At 71.8% G+C, this 18,463-nt stretch carries 17 protein-coding genes; 5 read left to right on the top strand and 12 right to left on the bottom strand.

Going from position 1 to position 18,463, the window contains the following annotated elements; all coding sequences use genetic code 11:
• The 3 genes from ACXR2U_RS20350 to ACXR2U_RS20340 form a co-directional block, all read left to right on the top strand.
• Window positions 1-547 (top strand): phosphotransferase (locus ACXR2U_RS20350; protein ID WP_458826909.1); only part of this gene is annotated, 547 nt, incomplete at its 5' end.
• A gap of 97 nt (window positions 548-644) precedes the next feature.
• Window positions 645-2,339 carry a YcaO-like family protein gene (locus tag ACXR2U_RS20345; RefSeq protein WP_458826908.1) on the top strand — a complete coding sequence of 565 codons (1,695 nt, stop codon included), beginning with the start codon at window positions 645-647 and terminating at the stop codon, window positions 2,337-2,339.
• Window positions 2,336-3,025, top strand: a complete 690-nt coding sequence (locus tag ACXR2U_RS20340) for a polysaccharide deacetylase family protein (RefSeq protein ID WP_458826907.1) — start codon at window positions 2,336-2,338, stop codon at window positions 3,023-3,025. The genes ACXR2U_RS20345 and ACXR2U_RS20340 overlap by 4 nt, the downstream gene beginning before the upstream one ends.
• A 6-nt stretch (window positions 3,026-3,031) precedes the next feature.
• On the opposite strand, the gene ACXR2U_RS20335 is transcribed toward ACXR2U_RS20340, so the two are convergent.
• The 9 genes from ACXR2U_RS20335 to ACXR2U_RS20295 all read right to left on the bottom strand — a co-directional run bounded on the left by ACXR2U_RS20335 (window position 3,032) and on the right by ACXR2U_RS20295 (window position 12,172).
• Window positions 3,032-3,937: a carbohydrate ABC transporter permease gene (locus ACXR2U_RS20335; protein WP_458826906.1), complete on the bottom strand. Its 906-nt coding sequence runs from the start codon at window positions 3,935-3,937 to the stop codon at window positions 3,032-3,034.
• 10 nt (window positions 3,938-3,947) lie between these two features.
• Window positions 3,948-4,913 (bottom strand): carbohydrate ABC transporter permease, encoded by a 966-nt coding sequence (locus ACXR2U_RS20330; protein WP_458826905.1) that lies wholly within the window; start codon window positions 4,911-4,913, stop codon window positions 3,948-3,950.
• Window positions 4,914-4,923: 10 nt separating this feature from the next.
• Window positions 4,924-6,282, bottom strand: a complete 1,359-nt coding sequence (locus ACXR2U_RS20325) for an ABC transporter substrate-binding protein (RefSeq protein WP_458826904.1) — start codon at window positions 6,280-6,282, stop codon at window positions 4,924-4,926.
• 93 nt (window positions 6,283-6,375) lie between these two features.
• A complete protein-coding gene (locus tag ACXR2U_RS20320) occupies window positions 6,376-6,996 on the bottom strand; it encodes a hypothetical protein (protein ID WP_458826903.1) in 621 nt (206 codons plus the stop codon).
• A gap of 59 nt (window positions 6,997-7,055) precedes the next feature.
• Window positions 7,056-8,015 (bottom strand): LLM class F420-dependent oxidoreductase, encoded by a 960-nt coding sequence (locus ACXR2U_RS20315; RefSeq protein ID WP_458826902.1) that lies wholly within the window; start codon window positions 8,013-8,015, stop codon window positions 7,056-7,058.
• A 24-nt stretch (window positions 8,016-8,039) separates the two neighbouring features.
• A complete protein-coding gene (locus ACXR2U_RS20310) occupies window positions 8,040-9,035 on the bottom strand; it encodes a YihY/virulence factor BrkB family protein (RefSeq protein WP_458826901.1) in 996 nt (331 codons plus the stop codon).
• A 57-nt stretch (window positions 9,036-9,092) separates the two neighbouring features.
• On the bottom strand, window positions 9,093-10,049 hold the full coding sequence (locus tag ACXR2U_RS20305) for a threonine aldolase family protein (RefSeq protein WP_458826912.1): 957 nt from the start codon (window positions 10,047-10,049) through the stop codon (window positions 9,093-9,095).
• Window positions 10,050-10,120: 71 nt separating this feature from the next.
• Window positions 10,121-11,545, bottom strand: a complete 1,425-nt coding sequence (locus ACXR2U_RS20300; protein WP_458826900.1) for a class II 3-deoxy-7-phosphoheptulonate synthase — start codon at window positions 11,543-11,545, stop codon at window positions 10,121-10,123.
• 63 nt (window positions 11,546-11,608) lie between these two features.
• Window positions 11,609-12,172 (bottom strand): type 1 glutamine amidotransferase domain-containing protein, encoded by a 564-nt coding sequence (locus tag ACXR2U_RS20295; protein WP_458826899.1) that lies wholly within the window; start codon window positions 12,170-12,172, stop codon window positions 11,609-11,611.
• 334 nt (window positions 12,173-12,506) lie between these two features.
• On the opposite strand from ACXR2U_RS20295, the gene ACXR2U_RS20290 reads away from it, so the two are divergent.
• Window positions 12,507-15,077 carry a LamG-like jellyroll fold domain-containing protein gene (locus ACXR2U_RS20290; protein ID WP_458826898.1) on the top strand — a complete coding sequence of 857 codons (2,571 nt, stop codon included), beginning with the start codon at window positions 12,507-12,509 and terminating at the stop codon, window positions 15,075-15,077.
• Between the two features lie 48 nt (window positions 15,078-15,125).
• Here ACXR2U_RS20290 and ACXR2U_RS20285 read toward each other — a convergent pair whose 3' ends face one another.
• From ACXR2U_RS20285 to ACXR2U_RS20275, 3 genes are read right to left on the bottom strand one after another with little or no spacing between them, the layout of a single operon-like run.
• Window positions 15,126-16,151 carry a 6-phosphofructokinase gene (locus ACXR2U_RS20285; RefSeq protein WP_458826897.1) on the bottom strand — a complete coding sequence of 342 codons (1,026 nt, stop codon included), beginning with the start codon at window positions 16,149-16,151 and terminating at the stop codon, window positions 15,126-15,128.
• Between the two features lie 10 nt (window positions 16,152-16,161).
• The gene (locus tag ACXR2U_RS20280) at window positions 16,162-16,686 is read right to left on the bottom strand and encodes a polyadenylate-specific 3'-exoribonuclease AS (RefSeq protein ID WP_458826896.1); all 525 of its coding nucleotides are present in this window, start codon (window positions 16,684-16,686) and stop codon (window positions 16,162-16,164) included.
• 2 nt (window positions 16,687-16,688) lie between these two features.
• Entirely contained in the window at window positions 16,689-17,477 is a 789-nt protein-coding gene (locus ACXR2U_RS20275; RefSeq protein ID WP_458826895.1) for a lysophospholipid acyltransferase family protein, read from the bottom strand.
• Between the two features lie 143 nt (window positions 17,478-17,620).
• Here ACXR2U_RS20275 and ACXR2U_RS20270 point away from each other — a divergent pair, with 143 nt between their 5' ends.
• Window positions 17,621-18,391, top strand: a complete 771-nt coding sequence (locus ACXR2U_RS20270; protein WP_458826894.1) for a hypothetical protein — start codon at window positions 17,621-17,623, stop codon at window positions 18,389-18,391.
• The last annotated feature ends 72 nt before the right edge of the window (window positions 18,392-18,463 follow it).

The following is an 18,463-nucleotide window of genomic DNA, read 5'->3' as shown; positions in this document are numbered from 1 at the left end:
CGCCCCGCTCGGCCGGCTCGGGCGGCCCTCGACCGCGCCGCCCGCGGCGTGGAGAGCGACCGGTGCGGCGGTCCGACGGCTGCACGACACCCCGCCGCCGCCGTGGCCCCGCCACGACCGGGCCGGACTGCGTACCGAGGTCGACGCCGAGTGCGTGTGGCGGCTCGACCACGACGTCCTGCCCGCCGACGTCGTCCGGCGCAACCGGCACATCGCCGAGGCGGCGCTGCAGCCGTTCACCCCGGTGTTCGTCCACGACGACCTGCAGGTCGACCACGTCTTCGTGCAGGACGACGCCGTCACCGCGGTCCTCGACTGGTCCGAGGCGGGGGCGGGCGACGCCCACCACGATCTCGCCACGCTGACCCTCGGCCACAGCGAGCACCTCGACGACGTCCTGGCGGGCTACGGCGCGGGCGTCGACCGGGAGGCCGTCCGGGGCTGGTGGTCGTTGCGCAGCCTGCTCGCGATCCGCTGGCTCGCCGAACACGGCTTCGACCCGACCGCGCCCGGCTGCGAGATCGACGTGCTGACCTCCCAGACCTGACCTCCCAGACCTCACCTCCCGGACCTGACGGACGGGTGCGAGCGGTGCGAGCCCCTCCGGGTGCCGCCGGACCGCGGTCGGCGGTTACGGTCCGGTGGTGGACGACGTCGCCCGCGCCTACCGCTCCGCCCTGTCCGGTGGACGACTGCGTGAGTTCTCCCTGACCGACTACGACCGCACCGGGATCCCCGTGGTGGCGACGGTCTGGGACGACGGCCGCAGCGACGCCCACGGCGTGGGCTACGGCAGCACCGAGCAGGCCGCGACCATCGGGGCGCTCGGCGAACTCGCCGAACGGGTGGTGCTCGCACCGGTCGTGCGGGGTCTGCCGCGCCGCCGCGCCTCCCACCGCGACCTGGTCGACGATCTCGGCGCCGACCACGTCGCCGACCCGCTCACCCTCGTCCTGCCGGCCGGGTCCGACTACGCACCGACCGCCCCGCTCGACTGGGTGCCGACCACCCGCTGGCGTACCGGCGAGCAGGTCTGGGTGCCCGTCGAGTTCGTGGCGTCGGACCCGGTGGGCGTACCCGACCGACCGCTCGTCACCCCGATCACCAACGGCCTGGGCGCGGGCGACACCGCGGACCGGGCCGTCGGGCACGGACTGCTCGAACTGCTGCAGCGCGACGGTGACACCGTGTCGTTCCGCGCGCTCGACCAGGGGGTCGTGGTCGACGTCGACGCCAGCACCGACCCCGAGACCCGCGCGCTGGTCGAGGGATTCCGCGCGCGCGGGATCGAACCGGTCGTCAAGCTCGCCGCCACCGAGTTCGTCCCCGTCGTCTACTGCACCGGCGACGACACCGATCCCGACGCCCCGCCGATGGCGCTCGGCGCCGTCGGCGAGGCCGCGCACCCCGACCGCGACGTCGCGATCCGCAAGGCTCTGCTGGAGTTCGCGTCGTCGCGCGCGCGACGGGTGTTCGCGTTCGGTCCACTGGAGACGACGCGATCGTTGCACCCGGACTACCTGGCCGAGGAACTGCAGCGTCCCCTCGGCGAGCAGGAGCCCCGCGCCCTGGCCGCGATGCGGGAGTGGGCGGGGTGGGACGCCACCACGACCCGCCGCGCGCTGGAGCCGGTGTTCGGCAAGCGGGTGACGACCGTCGACCCCCGATCGTTGCCCAGTGCACCACCGCTGGACCCTTCGGCGTTGCTCACCGACCTGCTCGACCGGCTCGCGGACTTCGACGTCCTGGTCGTGGTGTCCCCCGAGGGCGGCCCCGGGAACATCCGCGCCGCCAAGGTGATCGCGCCGGGGCTGGAGGTCGAGACGATGTCGTACCTGCGCATCGGCGAACGGGTGGCCACCCGCCTGCTCGAGCGCGGCGACGACCTGGTCGGCCGCGGCGAGCCCGACCGCCCGGGTCGGCTCCCCGTCCGGCTCACGGCCGCCGCCACCGAGCGGCTGGGCGGGCCGGTCTGGCTGGACGCCGACGCGGTCGAGCGGGTCGTCGGGCCGCTCTACCCGCTGTACCGCGAACCCCGGCGCCACGCCGTGCAACGGACGACAGGCCCCGTGAACTCGCTGGACGCCCTGCGCCGCTCGCAGGACCGCGACTTCGGGCAGGAGGGCATCCCCATGGTGCTCGCACTGGTCGACGAGACCGGCGAGTGGGAAACCCCCGATCCGGGCGGGGTTCCCTCCCCGGACGACGCCGCACTCGTCGCCACCCTCGACCGTCTCCGCGCGGACCTGCTCCCCACCCGCCGCGACGACGACCTGGGCGTCACCGCCACGTTGCTGGCCACCGCGGGCTGGCTCGACGACCAGCAGGAGGACGCGTGACCCTGCCGGGCTGGACCGCGCACCGGGCGGCGATCGCCGCGGGCCGCGGCCTGCGGGTCGTCAACTTCCACACCACCCCTGCGGGCCGGGCGGACGCGCTGCGCGAGACGTTGCGCCGCTGGACCGCCCGGGCCGTGGCGGCCGACCTCGCCGACCTCGACGCGTTCTTCGCGGCGGGCGGGCGCTGGCCCGACGCCCGACCGCGGTTCCTGGCCGTGTTCTACGAGGGTTACGCCGACCACGCGGCGGTGGCCGCCCCGGTGCTCGCCGAACTCGGCGTGCCCGGGTGGTTCGCCGTCTGCACCGGGTTCGTGCAGTGCCCGGTGGCCGAGCAGGAGGCCTTCGCCCGGTCCCACTTCATCGCCATCTCCCCCGAGGAGACCGACGGTCGCCGGCTCGCGATGACGTGGGACGAGATCGCCGGACTCAGTCGCGACCACGTCGTCTTCCCGCACACCGCCTCCCACGACGGCATCGCGGAGACCGTCACCGACGCCGACCTGGACCGTGAGGTCCGGGAGCCCTGGCGGTTGCTGCAGCAGCACACCGACGGCCGGGCCGGGGCGGCCTTCGCCTGGATGGGCGGCACCCCGTACGGCGCGAGCGCGGGCCACGACCGCGCGGTGCGTGACGCCGGGATCCGCTACGTCGTCAGCAACACGATGATCCAGCGCATCGCCCGGTGAGCTCGCCTACTTGATGCCGCTGCGCGCGAGGCCCTGCACGAAGTAACGCTGGAACGCGAGGAACAGGATCACCATCGGCAGCACGGCGATGATCGACACCGCCATGATCGCGCCGTAGTTGGCCACGTACTGACCCTTGAGGTCGGTGTTGAGGCCGAGCGGCAGGGTGAACAGGTCCTGGCTGCTGAACAACGCGACCAGCGGCCACGCGAACGCGTTCCACTCGCTCATGAACGACAGCAGCGTCAGCACCGCGATGAGCGGCTTCGACAGCGGCAGCACGATGCTGCGGAACGTGCGGAACTGACCGGCGCCGTCGACCCTCGCGGCTTCGAGCAGTTCGTCGGGGATGGCGAGGAAGAACTGCCGGGCCAGGAAGATGCCGAACGCCGCCGCCGCCTCGGGCAGGATCACGGCCCAGATCGTGCCGAACAGGTGCAGCTGGATCGTCAGCTTGAACAGCGGCACCATGATCGCTTGGATCGGGATCATCATGGTCGACAGCAGCAGCAGGAACACCGCGTTGCGGCCCCGGAACGGCAGCTTGGCGAAGGCGTAGCCGGCCAGCAGGTTCAGCACCACCGAGATGACCGTGACGGCCAGGGTGATGACGAACGAGTTCCGCATCCACGTCCACACCGGGAACTCGCGGATCGGCACGGTGAAGTTGTCGAAGGTGAAGTGCTCCGGCCACCAGTGCAGCCCGGGCGAGTAGACGTCGCCCTTGTCGGAGAAGGCGGTCACCAGCATCCAGTAGAACGGGAAGAACATCACCACGGTGATGACAACCGCGAGCGCGACCCGCAGGCCGAAGAAGCGGCCGCGGCGGCGTTTGCGCAGGTACTTCGCCCGTTCGGGCGTCACCACGACGCGCTGGTCGTCGGCGGTGGGTGGTGCGGCCACGGTGGTCACGATGGGCTCCTCACGCGACCTGGTCGCGGTTCTTGCTGCTGCGCCACTGGGCCGTCGTGATCAACAGCGTCACGAGGAAGATCACCACGCCGACCGTCGCGGCGTAACCGAGTTCGCCCGGGCCCTTCTCGTCGAAACCCGTGCGGTAGGCGTAGGTCACCAGGAAGGTCGTCGAGTAGTTCGGGCCGCCCGCCGTCATGGCGTACACGGTGTCGAACACCTGGAACGAGTAGATGAGGTTCATGATCAGCAGGAAGAACGTCGACGGCCCCAGCAGCGGCAGCACCACGGTGCGGAACCGCTGCCACGGCGAGGCGCCGTCGATGGTGGCCGCCTCCAGCACGTCGACGGGCAACGCCTGCAGTCCGGCGAGGTAGATCAGCATGTCGAAGCCGATCCGCTGCCACAGCGTCATGAGGATGACCGAGGTCATGGCCCAGCTGCCGTTGCTCTGCCACGCCGGCCCGGTGATGTGCAGGATGTCCAGGAACTTGTTGACGAACCCGTTGTACTGGTCGAACATCCACGCGCCGAGCAGGCCGGTCGACACCCCGGAGATCACCAGCGGCAGGAAGATGATCGAACGGAACAACACCCGGCCGGGCAGTACGCCGTTGAGCAGCACCGCGATGCCCAGGCCGATCGCCATCCCCACCGGGACCGTTCCCAGCGTGAACACGACGGTGTTGAACAGCGTCCGGTAGAACGTCGAGTCCTGGAACAGGTCGACGTAGTTGTTGACGCCGGCGTAGAGCGACGGCCCGAGCGACTCGACCTTCTGGAAGCTCAGGACGAAGGCCCAGCCGAGCGGGATGATGAGGAAGACCAGCACCATCACCAGGTTCGGGCCGAGGAACGTCATCGCCGCGAGCGTGCTCGCCCGGCCGCGCAGGGACCGGTTGTGACGCGGGTCGGGCGCGAAGGTCTCGTCGGCGCGGCCGCGCGGGACGGCGAGGCCCTCCTCGACGGTGGTCACCGGTGGGTTCTCAACCGCCGACGGCCTGGTTGATGGCGGTGTCGATGCCGCTCACGACCTTGGCGGTGTCGGTTCCGGTGAACGCCTGCTCCAGTTGGTCCTGCAGCGCCGAGTTGATGGTGTTGAACGCCGAGACCGTCGACTCCCGCACGATGGTGTCCGAGATGGTCGAGGCCTGCTCCGCGCAGACCTTCACGACGTCCGGACGTGAGGCGTACTGCAGGTCGGCCGTGGCCAGCGACTTCAGGGTCGGCAGTTCGATGGCCTGCTCGCAGAAGTACTTCATCTGGTCCTCGGCCACGAGGAACTTCAGGAACGCCGCGGCGAGATCGGGGTTCTTGGTGTCCTTGCGCGCCACGATCGCGTTGCCGCCGAGGTCGGCCGCCGCTCCCTTGTCGCGCGGCAGGTAGGTCGCCGCCCACTGACCCTTGTAGCCGGACTTCGGGTCGGCGAGCGCCGGCACGAGGAAGTCCCCGACGAACGTCATCGCGACCAGGCCGCTGCGGAAGAAGTCGTCGGAGTACTTCGACGTCTTGACCGTGTTCGTGTTCGGCACCCACTTGTTCGCGAAGAACGACTTCGTGAAGTCCAGGGCCTTGGTCGCGGCCTCGGAGTCGAACGCCGACTTGTTCAGGTCCTCGTTCAGGACGGTGCCGCCCGCCTCGTAGTGCCAGGACAGCCAGCGGTACGCGCCCGCCTGGGTCCAGTTGTAGGCGAAGGGGAACTTGGTCGCGGGCAGCTTCGAGCGCAGCTTACCGGCGATGTCGCCGAACTCCTCCCACGTCCACGCGTTCTCGAGCGAGTCCGGGACGGTGGTGACGCCGACCGAGGCCAGGATGTCCTTGTCGTAGACGATGCACGAGGTGTCGGTCTGGTGCGGCACGCCGTAGGGCACGCCGGAGAACTTGATGCCCTCCCACAGTGCCGGCAGGAACGCGCTGACCTCGTCGTCGGTGAAGTAGGGCGTCATGTCGAGAAGGACGTTCTTGCTGCTGTACTTGCCGATGGTGGTGTAGTCGACCCGGAAGACGTCCGGCGCGGTGTTGGACTGCAGGCCCCGGTCGATCCCGGCGAAGAAACCGTCGTAGGGCACGGTCTTGAGGGTGATCTTCGCCCCCGGGTTCGCCGCCTCGAACTTGTCCTTCGCGTTCTGGAACCCGGCGGTCTCCCCGGTGCTGCCACCCCAGAAGGCGAACGTCAGCTCGCCGGTCTGCGGGCCGAGATCGGCCTTGCTGCCGACCTCCTCGGTGCTGCCCGTGGTCTCGCTGGTGCCGTTGACACCCGAGCGCACCGACGAGCACGCGGTCAGCGCCGCGAGGCCGGAGGCGCCGGCGAGACCGGACAGGAACGCACGACGAGAGGTGGGCACCGGGAACTCCTGCGGTCGGGTGGGGATACGCCGTGGTCTCGACAAGGACCGCGGAAGAAGCTGAACACGTTCAGCAGCCGGGGTCAACTCCCCTCATGTTCGCGTCGCCACCGGGCCGGGCGGTCGTAGCCCCAGGGCCGCGAGTTCGATCGCCGCCAGGCCGTCGATCACCGGCCGGTCACCGCGGAGGAACGCCGTGCCGGGCGAGGGATCGACCCGGTGCAGCTGCCCCACCGGACGGTGCGCGAGCGCGCGCAGCGCCAACAGCGGCGCGTCGCCGCGGTCGCGGGTGCGCGCGGCCGCCGTCGCGGAAACGACCCACCGCACGCGCCCCGGCAGCCACTTGACCAGCAACCAGGTGATCGGCACCAGCGCCACCAGCACCGCGAGGATCAGCGCCACCTTGGCCACCGCGTCCTGCTGCGAGACGCCGGCCGCGGCGACCCCGTTCGCCGCGTCCCGCGCCTTCTCGAACGGGGTGGCGAGCGCGTCCCCGGCGAGCGGCACCTTCCCGGCCCCGTCCGCGGCGTCGGCGAACGACGACGACAGCGAGTTCCCGGCGTCCTCCACCTTCTTGCCGGCCACCGCGAGCGTCATGACGGCACCGTGGACGGCGCGGGCGACCAGGATCCAGACGACGACCCAGGCGAGCACGGCGAGGTCGCCCGCGACCTGACGGGTGAGCCGGACGGGCGTCTGCGCGTAGAACCTCATGCCGGTGCCCTACCCACCACACGCTCGCGCCACCGGCGGACCCGGCCACCCCGGCCGGGTCAGGCGCCGGCGAGCGCACCCCGGACGCTCTCGCCCATGAGCGCGAGGTGGTCGAGGTCGGCGAGGTCGAGCACCTGCAGGTACATGCGCTGCACCCCGGCCTCGCCCCACCGCCCGAGCTTGTCGACCACCTCGTCGACGGTGCCGGCGGCCGCGCTGGTCTCCCGGAGCTCGGCGGGTTCGCGTCCGATCGCCGCGGCCCGCCGCGCGAACTCGGCCTCGTCGGACCCGACCACCGCCACCTGCGCCGCCGACCAGGCCATGGTCCCGGGATCGCGGTCGATCGCGCGGCACGCCGCCCGCACCCGGTCGAACTGGGCCGTCACGGTCTCGAGGGTGTCGAACGGGACGTTGAACTCGTCGGCGAACCGGGCCGCGAGCGCCGGGGTCTTGGTCGGGCCCTTGCCGCCGATGACGATCGGCACCCGCGGGGTCCCCGTGCGCCCGGTCTGGACCGGCTTGGGCAGCGCGGGCGAGTCCTCCAGCGTGTAGACCTCGCCACGGTGGTCGAACGTCTCCCCCACCGGGGTGTCCCACAGCCCGGTGATCACCTCGAGCTGCTCGGTGAGCTTGGTGAACCGCTCGCCGAACGACGCCCCGAAGTCGATGCCGTACGCCGTGTGCTCCGACGCGAACCACCCAGCGCCCAGACCCAACTCGGCCCGGCCACCCGAGATGTCGTCGACGTTCGCCACGGCCATGGCGAGCATCGACGGGTGCCGGAACGTCGCCGAGGTGACCAGCGTGCCGAGCCGGATGTCGGGCACCTGCGCCGCGATCGCCGCCAGGGTCACCCACGAGTCCGACGGGCCCGGCCGGGCGTCGCCGTCGCCCATCCGCACGAGGTGGTCGGAACGGAAGAACGCGGAGAACCCGTGCTCGCGGGTGGCCCGGGCGACGCCCAGCAGGTCGGCGTACGACGCCCCCTGCTGGGGTTCGGTGAAGATGCGGAAGTCCATGGGTTCGACCCTAGGTCGGGCGGGTCAGCTGCGCCGCGCCGCCTGCGCCCGCTCGACGTCGGCCGTCTGCTCGGGGTCGAGCTTGCGGGTGTCGCGAGGCTCGGCGAACGGCTGGACGTCCTCGGGCAGGCCGCCCTCGATGGCCTTCTGGTGGTCCAGTTCGGCGTTGACCTCGGCGCCGAACAGGATCGCGATGTTCGTGATCCACAACCACACGAGGAAGACGATCACCGCTGCGAGCGAGCCGTAGGTCTTGTTGTAGTTGGCGAAGAAGGCCAGGTAGAGCGCGAACAGACCCGAGGCCAACAGCCACAGCACGACCGCGATCACGCCGCCGGGGCTCACCCACTTCACGCCGGCCTGCTTGGCGTTCGGGGCGGCCCAGTACAGGACGGCGAGGATCACCGAGACCAGCAGCAGCAGGATCGGCCACTTGACGATGTCCCAGACGGTGACGGCGGTGTCGCCGAGGCCGATGGCGTTGCCGATGGTCTCGGCCACCGGCCCGGTGCTGACGACGATGAAGGCCCCGACGGTCAGCAGGACGACGGCGAGCACGGTGACGCCGAGCCGGACCGGCAGCGTCTTCCAGATCGGCCGGCCCTCGCCGATGCCGTAGATGACGTTGCTGGCGCGCATGAAGCCCGCGACGTAGCCCGACGCCGACCACAGCGCCAGCAGCACGCCGATGATCGCGGTGACGCTCGCGAGCCCACTGTTGCTCTGCGCCTGCTGGAACACCTGGGTCACGATGTTGTCGACACCGCTCGGCGCGATCGACGTGACCTGGTCCTCGGTCTTCTGGGCGGTGTCCTTGCCGAGCAGACCGATGATGGCGACCAGCACGAGCACACCCGGGAAGATCGACAGGACGGCGTAGTACGTCAGCCCGGCCGCGAGATCGGTGAGGTTGTCGTGCTTGAACTGACCGCCCGCCCGCTTCGCGGTGGCGAGCAGCGAGGGCTTGTCCAGGTCGGTGGGACTGTCGGGCTCACCGCGGTTGTCGTCGTTCGGGCTCATGTCGAACCCCTACCCCGATCTGTCCGGTACCGGACATCTCAGGCACCGCCGGGTCGGTCAGGCCCGGACGAGGGGGGTGAGCACCGCGATCGCGCGGTCCACGGCGTCGTCGTCGACGTCGAGGTGGGTGACCAGACGGAGGAACCGCGGCCCGAGCGCACTGACGTACACGCCCTCGGCGCGGGCCTTGGCCGCGACCGTGGGGGCGTCGTCGGCGTGGACCACCACGATGTTGGTGTCGACCGTCGCGGGATCGATGCCCAGTGCAACCGCGATGCGCCGCGCGCGGACGTGGTCGTGGGCCAGCCGCTCGAGGTGGTGCTCGACCGCGTACCGCCCGGCCGCCGCGAGGATGCCGACCTGCCGCATGCCGGCGCCGTACCGCTTGCGCCAGACCCGCGCCTCGGCGATGCGGTCGGCGGTCGAGACCAGGACCGAGCCGACCGGTGCGCCGAGCCCCTTGGACAGGCACACGGACACGGTGTCGAAACCGGCGGCGAGTTCGGCGAGCGGTGTGCCGGTGGCGACGTGCGCGTTCCACAACCGGGCGCCGTCGAGGTGCAGGCCGAGCCCGTTCTCCTTCGCCAACCGTTGCACCGCGGCCACGTCGGCCGACCGTTGCACGGTGCCACCACCGAAGTTGTGGGTGTTCTCGAGCGCGATCGCGGCGGTCGAGACCAGGTACGGCCCGGCGTCGGGCGAGACGATGGCCCGGACGGCCTCGACGTCGACCCGGCCGTCGGTCGAGGGCCAGGTGCGGGTGGTGATGCCGGAGAACACGGCGGCGTGGCCGAGTTCGGCGCGGGCCACGTGGGCCTGGACGTCGCAGAGCAGCTCCTGGCCGGGCGCGACCAGCGAGCGCAGGCCGAGCTGGTTCGCGAGCGACCCGCTCGGGGCGAACAGACCCGCCTCGTGGCCGAGCAACGCGGCGACCTCGGCCTCGAGGGCGTTGACCTCCGGGTCCTCGCCGTAGACGTCGTCGCCGACCTCGGCCGTCGCCATGGCCTCGCGCATCGCGACCGTCGGCCGGGTCACGGTGTCGCTGCGTAGGTCGACCACCGGCGCCGCCGACCGCAGGTCGTCAGTCACGACGTGGGCTCGGAGTCGAGCATGGCCAGCAGCTCGCTGCGCCGCCGGTCGGCCTTGAGCCGCTCGGCCACCTGGAACGCCAGCTCCAGGCTCTGCTCGATGTTGAGGCGGGGGTCGCAGGCCGTCTCGTACCGCAGGCCGAGGTCGGCCGCGGTGAGGTCCTGGGTGCCGCCGATGCACTCGGTGACGTCGTCGCCGGTGAGCTCGACGTGCAGGCCGCCCGGGTGGGTGCCCAGCGCCTCGTGCACGTCGAAGAAGCCGTCGACCTCGTCGATGATGCGGTCGAGGTGACGGGTCTTGATGCCGTCGACCGTCTCCTCGGTGTTGCCGTGCATCGGGTCGCACTGCCACACCACGAGGTGCCCGGTCGAGGCGACCTTCTCGACGAGCGGGGCGAGGGCGTCACGCACCCGCTTGTTGCCCATCCGGCTGATGAGGGTCAGCCGGCCGGGGACGTTGTCGGGGTCGAGTCGCTCCACCAGTTCGGCCGCGAACTCCGGCGTGGTGGTGGGGCCGAGCTTCACGCCGATCGGGTTGGCGATGCGGCTGATGAAGTCCAGGTGGGCGCCGTCGGCCTGCCGGGTGCGCTCGCCGACCCACACGAAGTGGCCGGACAGGTCGTACGCCGTGCCGTCCTCGATGCGGGTCAGCGCCCGCTCGTAGTCGAGGATCAGCGCCTCGTGCGAGCTGAAGAGCTCGACCGAGCGCAGGGCGTCGTCGTCGACCCCGCACGCGCGCATGAACCGCACGGCGGTGTCGATCTCCGACGCCAGCTGCTCGTAGCGGGCGCCGGTGTGGGTCGAGCGCGCGAAGGCGGCGTTCCAGGCGTGGACGCGGTCCAGCGCCGCGAGCCCGCCGCCGGCGTAGGCCCGCATGAGGTTCAAGGTGGCCGCAGCCGAGTGGTAGGCCCGAAGGATCCGCTCGGGGTCGGGGGTGCGCGACGCCTCGTCGCCGGCCAGGTCGTTGACCATGTCGCCGCGGTAGGAGAACAGGCCGCTCGCGTCCTTGTCGGAGCTGCGCGGCTTCGCGTACTGCCCGGCGATGCGGCCGACCTTGATCACCGGCATCGACGCGCCGTAGGTCAACACCACGGCCATCTGCAGCAGCACCCGCACCTTGCCGGCGATGTCGGCCTGCGAGCTGGTCGCGAAGGTCTCGGCGCAGTCGCCGCCCTGCAGCAGGAACGCCTCGCCGCGGGCGACGCTCGCGAGCCGCGCCTTGAGGGTCTCGACCTCGCTCGCGACCACCAGCGGCGGCTTGCCGGCGAGTTCGGCCGAGACCCGCGCGAGGGCGTCGCGGTCGGGCCAGGCCGGCTGCTGCGCCGCAGGCAGCTCCCGCCACGCGTCGAGCCCGAGGTCGGCGGCGGACACCGACGGTGTCACACCGGACAGCAGATCAGGCAGGGGATCGAGCGCGGTCACCTGTCGAGGATAGCCGCGCCCGACCGCCCGGTTCCCGGGCGCGCGGGGTGCCGCGCCCGTCGCTCAGGCCCGGGCGAACTGCTCGACCAGGGTGCTGCTGAAGGCGTCGAGGTCGTCGGGGTTGCGGCTGGTGACCAGCGTCCACCCGTTCTCCGGGCTGACCACCACCTCCTGGTCGACCCACTCGTGCGCGCCGGCGTTGACGATGTCGGTGTGCAGGCTGGGCCAGCTGGTGAGCGTCTTGCCCTCCAGCACCCCGGCCTCGACGAGCGTCCACGGCCCGTGGCAGATCGCCGCGACCGGTTTGCCGGCGTCGACGAACGCGGTCGCGAACGCCACCGCCTGGGGGTCCGTCCGCAGCTTGTCGGGGTTGGTGGTGCCGCCCGGCAGCACCAGCGCTGCGTACTCCGACGGGTCGGCCTCGGCCACCGTGACGTCGACGTCGAAGGTGTCGGCCGCGTTGACGTCCTCGTGGAACGCCTGCGCCTTCCCGGACTCCGGTGCGACGAGCACCGGCTGGCCGCCGGCGTCGGTCACCGCCTGCCACGGCGTCGTCAGCTCCACCTGCTCGACCCCGCTGTTGGCGATGAGGAACGCGATCTTCTTGCCCTGCAGTTCGTTGGTCACGTACGTCAGCCGTACCCAGCGAGCCCCCGGCGTCACCCGTCCACGCGCGCACCCTCCCCGGGTTCGTCGTGCTCTGCCCCCACGCGTCGGAGCAGTGCACGAGGAACGCGGCCCTCAGTCCCGGCCGGAGCGCCCGAGACCCGCCCGACCGAACGTCGGCGCTAGCGGCGGAACCCGGCGAAAGGGACGAAAGCCTTGACACTCCGGTGGTGGGAGATGTTCAGTTCCGCACAGAGTCGTGCCGTCCCGGCGTCGTGACGTGTGCGGTGGTCCCCACCGCGATCACGGAGCCCCGGCGCGCCGACCCCCGTCCTGGCGCCCCCGGAGGTACACCGTGACCCGTCCGCTCCCCCGCTCGTCGCGCCGGTCCTGGCGTCGCCTGCTCGTCGGTGCCGCCGCGCTGGCCGTGGCCGCGTCCGGCACGCTCGCCGGGCTCACCCCGCCCGCGGCGGCCGCCGCCCCGAAGCTCTGGGACGGCTCGACCGCGCCGCTGACGACACCGTGGTCGACCCAGGTCGGTCCGGACAACGCGCTGCCCGACTACCCGCGCCCCCAACTCGCGCGCCCGTCGGCGGCCTCCCCCCAGTGGACGAACCTCAACGGCCTCTGGCAGTACGCGGCGAGCGACGGCTACACCCCGCCTCCGGTCGGGCGCACGCTCGCCGACCGGGTGCTGGTCCCCTACCCGGTCGAGTCGGCCCTGTCGGGCGTCCGTCGCCACTCCGACTTCATGTACTACCGGCGGCAGGTCACCGTGCCCGCCGCCTACCGGGCGGACGGACGCCACGTGCGCCTGAACTTCGGCGCGGTGAACTACGACGCCACGGTGTGGGTCAACGGCCAGCAGGTCGCGCGGCACCTCGGCGGCTACGACGCTTTCAGCGCGGACATCACGCCGGCCCTCACCGCGCGCGGCCCACAGGAGATCCTCGTCGGCGTCCACTCACCGGTGGACGGTGCAACGATCCCGGTCGGCAAGCAGCGCCTCGACCCGGGCGGGATCTTCTACACGGCGGCCTCGGGCATCTGGCAGACGGTGTGGATGGAGCCGGTGGCGGCGACGAGCATCGCGACGCTCACGACCACCCCGAACGTCCCGGCCTCGACCCTGACCGTCACCCCGACCATCGCCGGCGACGCCGGCCGCTCCCGCGTCACCGTCAAGGCCTTCGACGGCACGCGGCAGGTCGCCACCGCCTCGAGCGCTGCGGGCGTCCCGCTCGCCCTCAAGGTGCCGAACCCGCACCTGTGGTCGCCCGACGACCCGTTCCTCTACACGATCAAGGCCACGCTGACCGGCCCGAACGGCACCGACACCGTCGAGAGCTACGCGGGGCTGCGCTCGATCGAGATCGCGCAGGTGAACGGCAAACAGCGCATCGTGCTCAACGGCAAGGCCACGTTCCTGCTCGGCACGCTCGACCAGGGTTACTGGCCGGACGGCGTCTACACCGCGCCCACCGACGCTGCCTTGAAGTTCGACATCCGGAAGACCAAGGACCTGGGCTTCAACACGATCCGCAAGCACATCAAGGTGGAACCCGCCCGCTGGTACTACTGGGCCGACAAGCTCGGGATGATGGTGTGGCAGGACATGCCGGCGCTGCCCACCGGCCGCAACTCCTCGCTCACCACCGGCGACAAGGCCAACTTCCGAGACGAGTTGTCCCGGATCGAGACCCAGTTGCAGGGCGTCACCTCGATCATCGGCTGGGTCCCCTTCAACGAGGGGTGGGGCCAGTGGAGCGTCGAGGCGGCGACCGAGGTCGGGCGTCAGGTCAAGACCCAGGACCCGACCCGGTTGGTCGACGAACGCAGCGGGTCCAACTGCTGCGACACCCCCGGTGACCCCGGCACGGGCGACGTCCTCGACTGGCACGTCTACCAGGGACCGGCGCTGCCGGCGCCCGACGCCACCCGGGCGTCGATGGACGGCGAGCACGGCGGGTTGACGCTGCCGGTCGAGGGTCACACCTGGCCCGGTGCCTCCCTCAACCCCTACGGTGCCGTGCCCGACCGGGCGGCTCTCAACGCGGGCTACGTCGCCAACACGAAGGTCCTGCGGGACCAGGGCGCCCCGTACGGGCTGTCCGGCAGTGTCTACACGCAGATCACCGACGTCGAGAACGAGCTCAACGGCCTGTTCACCTACGACCGGCAGGTGGAGAAGGTCGACGAGGCCAGGGTGCGTGCCATCAACCTGCAGACCATCGCCGCGGGCGCCGCGAGGACGCCCGCGCCGCCGGCGGGCCGGCCCGGCCTCGGAGGCGTGGGCCAGTGGCAGTTCGACGAGGGCAGCGGCACCACCGCCGCCGACTCGGCCGGGAGCCACCCGCTCACGCTGCAGAACGGGGCGTCGTGGACGACCGGGTTGTCCGGGAGCGCCCTGGCCTTGAACGGCGACGGCCAGTTCGCGGCCACCCAGAGCCGGGTGGTCGCGACCGACCGGCGCAACTACAGCGTGTCGGCGTGGGTGCGGCTCGACGCCGCCGGTGACGGGTTCCAGACCGTCGTCAGCGAGGACGCCGCGACCAACAGCGCGTTCTTCCTGCAGTACTCGGGCGCGGACCACCGCTGGGCGTTCAGCTTCGTCGGGGTCCGGGCGGTCGCCACGGACGTCGGGCAACCGGTGCCGGGCCGGTGGTACCACCTGGTCGGGGTGCGTGACGTCGTCGCGTCGACGTTGACGCTGTACGTCGACGGCTCGCCGGCGGCCCAGACCTCGGTGCTCGGCAACGCCGACGTCGCCGACGGCCCGCTCGCCGTGGGTCGCGGCCGGTACAACGGCGAGCCGGTCGACTACCTCGACGGCACCGTCGACGACGTGCGGGTGTTCAACCGCGCGCTGTCGGCCGGCGAGGTGGCGCAGCTGCACGACGCCGGCGCCGGCCCCACCGGGGCCTGACGCCGGTCGGGCCGTCCGCCGGAGCAGACCGTCAGCCGAAGAAGACCGTCAGCCGAAGAAGACCTCGGCCTCGGCGTAGCGCTCCGGCGGCACGGTCTTGAGCGTCGCGGTCGCCTCGGCGAACGGGACCCGCTCGATGGCCGTGCCGTGGAGGGCGACCATCTTGCCCCAGTCCTGCTCGTGGACGGCGTCGATGGCGTGCAGGCCGAAGCGGGTGGCGAGGTTGCGGTCGAAGGCCGTGGGCGTGCCGCCGCGCTGGATGTGGCCGAGCACCGTGGTGCGGGCCTCCTTGCCGGTGCGCTGCTCGATCTGCTTGCCGAGCCAGTCGCCGATGCCGCCCAGCTGCACGTGCCCGAACGCGTCGAGGTCCTGGTTGCGGGTGACGTTCGAGCCCTCGTCGGGCTTCGCCCCCTCCGCCACCACGATGATCGGCGCGTAGTGCGAGGCGAAGCGGCTCTCCACGTAGGCGCACACACGCTCGACCGAGAACGGCTGCTCGGGGATGAGGATGACGTTGGCGCCGCCGGCGATGCCGGACTCCAGCGCGATCCAGCCGGCGTGCCGGCCCATGACCTCGACGATGAGCGCGCGGTGGTGCGACTCGGCGGTGGTGTGCAACCGGTCGATGGCCTCGGTGGCGATGTTGAGCGCGGTGTCGAACCCGAAGGTGTAGTCGGTGGCGTTGAGGTCGTTGTCGATCGTCTTCGGCACGCCGACGACGTGCACGCCGTGCTCGGCCAGGCGGGTCGCCACGCCGAGCGTGTCCTCGCCGCCGATCGCCACCAGGGCGTCGACCCCGAGTTCGTGCAGGTTGGCCTCGATGCGCTCGACCCCGCCGTCGACCTTGAACGGGTTGGTCCGTGAGGACCCGAGGATCGTCCCGCCGCGCGGCAGGATCCCCCGCACCTCCGGGACGCCGAGGGGCATCGTGAGGTTCTCGAGCGGCCCCTTCCAGCCGTCCCGGAAACCCAGGAACTCGTAGCCGTAGACGCCGACGCCCTTGCGGACGACAGCTCGGATGACCGCGTTGAGACCGGGGCAGTCGCCGCCGCCGGTCAGCACTCCGATGCGCATGGCCGTGAGCCTAGGTGGACGGGGCTCCGGGTGTGGGGACGACCGCCTCGATGGCCTGCCACCGGACCAGGTTGAAGCGGGCGTCGGCCAGCGCGTCGTGGGCGTCGGCCGGGGCCGGGGGCAGCGCCGGGCAGCCGCGGTCCTCCCAGCGCTGCTTGAGCTCGTGGGTGAACCGCGGGATCGCGCGCGGCAGCCCGCGCATGTCGCCCCAGAGCTGGACGAGCGCGACGTGGTCGTACGCCGCCACCCACGCCCAGAGCTCGATCGGTTCGCGGGGCCCGCCACGCGCCGCGGCCGACGCGGTGAGGAACTCCAGCAGGTCGTCGCGGATGCGCTCGCGCGAGCGCCACGCGCGGTCGGCCGGCGACGGCAGCTGGTCGAGGACGTGCTCGCGCACCCACGGGATCGCACGCGCGGGGTCGAAGTCGGTCGACACGGCGTAGAACTCGCGACCGTCCTCGTCGACGACGCCGATCGACACCAGGTCGATCGTGCGGCCGTCCTCGATGAACTCGGTGTCGAAGAAGAAGCGCACGCTCAGCCCGCGCGGCTCGCCGGCGCCCGGTCCGTGGCCTCGAGGACGTCGGCCTTGCGGTGACCCGCGTCGGCGTGGCCCACCCCGCGGCGGGCGCCGAAGCCGAGGTCCGCGCCGGTCTCCTTCTTGACCTTGGCGGCGTAGAGGTCCACGTACTCCTGGCCCGAGAGCTGCATGAGCTCGTACATGATCTCGTCGGTCATCGACCGCTCGACGAACCGGTCGCCGGCGAGGCCCTCGTACCGCGAGAAGTCCAACGCGCGTCCGACCCGCACGCCGGGCCGGGGGCGCAGCTTGGGGATCTTGCGGCCGGTGGGCTGGATGGTGTCGGTGTCGATCATGGCGATCGGGACGACCACCGCGCCCGAGGCGAGGGCCATCCGGGCCACGCCGGTCTTGCCGCGGTAGAGCCGGCCGTCGGGCGAGCGGGTGCCCTCCGGGTAGATGCCGAGCACCGCGCCCTGCTGCAGCAGCCGGACCCCCGTGGTGAGCGCGGCGCGGGCGGCGTCGGGGTCGTCACGGTCGACCGGCACCTGACCGACCGCCGACATGAACCAGCGCGAGAACCGGCCCTTGAGGCCGGGGGTCGTGAAGTACTCGGCCTTGGCGAGGAAGGTGACGCGGCGCTTCATGAGCACCGGCATGAAGAACGAGTCGGAGAACGAGAGGTGGTTGCTCGCGAGGATGACCGGGCCGTGCGCGGGGACGTTCTCCAGACCGGTGATCCACGGCCGCCAGATGATCCGCAGCGCGGGGCCGATGAGCACGTACTTGAAGAACTGGTAGGTCACCGACTCGTCCCTGCCCCTCCCTCGACCACCACGCTGTGCGAGCACCGCAGACACTAGCCGAGCGAACCCCGGCACGGACTCGACAAGCGGTCGCCGTTCCCGTTCGATGGGAGCGTGCACTCCACCGGTCCGGTCGTGGCGTCGTGAACGACGCCGAACGGGTGCACGCGCCGAGCCGTCGCGGCAACGGCCTGCAGGCCGACGACTACGTCCGCGTCGCCCGTCCCACCAGCGCCCTCGCCGACACCGCGCTCGACGCGCTGCGCCGCACCGGGATCGCCGCCCGGCTGACCGGCTCCGAGGTCGAGGGCCGCGAGGAGCTCTGGGCCGACGCCCACGAACTCGACGACGTCGCCACCGTGCTGTCCGCCGTGGTGCGCCACGCCGGTGTCGAGCCGGACGACCTCGGTCGGGTCGGCGAGGAGGCCGTGCTCGCCGAACTCGGTGACACCCTCACCGCCGAGGACCTCGACGACCTGTCGGACGATCACCCCGGACCCAACGGCACCCGCAACCCGACCCCGAGCGCGCGTCCGTACCCGACCCCGTCGCGTCCCCGCGCGTCGCGCCCGCGTGACACCGGCCCGGTCGACCCGCCGCGCTCCCACCACGTCGACGACCTCGACGACGTGGACGACCCCGAGGACCACTTCCGGCCCGAGGAGCCCGAGTCGCTGCGCGCGCTCTCGCGCACCACGGTGTGGGCGCTCGCGATCCTCGCCCTCGGGGTGGTCGCGCTCGCGCTGTCCGGCCTCGCCCCGACCATCGTGGGTGTGTACGCGCCGCTGGCGTCGCTGCTCGGCACGGCCGCGGTGCTGGTCGGTGTCGGCATGCTGGTCACCCGGCTGCGCGACGGCCGCCGCGACGACGGCGACGACGCCGGCGGCCCCAACGGCGACGGCGCGATCCTCTAGCTCCCCCGGGCGGGTGGACCGACGCACGACCCTTGCCGGAGATTCGCCCGACACCACCTCACTCGCAACCTC

The organism is Jatrophihabitans sp. YIM 134969 (assembly GCF_054456675.1).
This window is presented reverse-complemented; position numbering and strand designations above follow the sequence as displayed.

What these genes read in the sequence shown, in the direction of transcription:
- ACXR2U_RS20320 (WP_458826903.1), bottom strand. Translation starts at nt 6,996, where the DNA reads ATGAGGTTCTACGCGCAGACGCCCGTCCGGCTCACCCGTCAGGTCGCG.
- ACXR2U_RS20315 (WP_458826902.1), bottom strand. Translation starts at nt 8,015, where the DNA reads ATGGACTTCCGCATCTTCACCGAACCCCAGCAGGGGGCGTCGTACGCC.
- ACXR2U_RS20310 (WP_458826901.1), bottom strand. Translation starts at nt 9,035, where the DNA reads ATGAGCCCGAACGACGACAACCGCGGTGAGCCCGACAGTCCCACCGAC.
- ACXR2U_RS20305 (WP_458826912.1), bottom strand. Translation starts at nt 10,049, where the DNA reads ATGCGCGAGGCCATGGCGACGGCCGAGGTCGGCGACGACGTCTACGGC.
- ACXR2U_RS20285 (WP_458826897.1), bottom strand. Translation starts at nt 16,151, where the DNA reads ATGCGCATCGGAGTGCTGACCGGCGGCGGCGACTGCCCCGGTCTCAAC.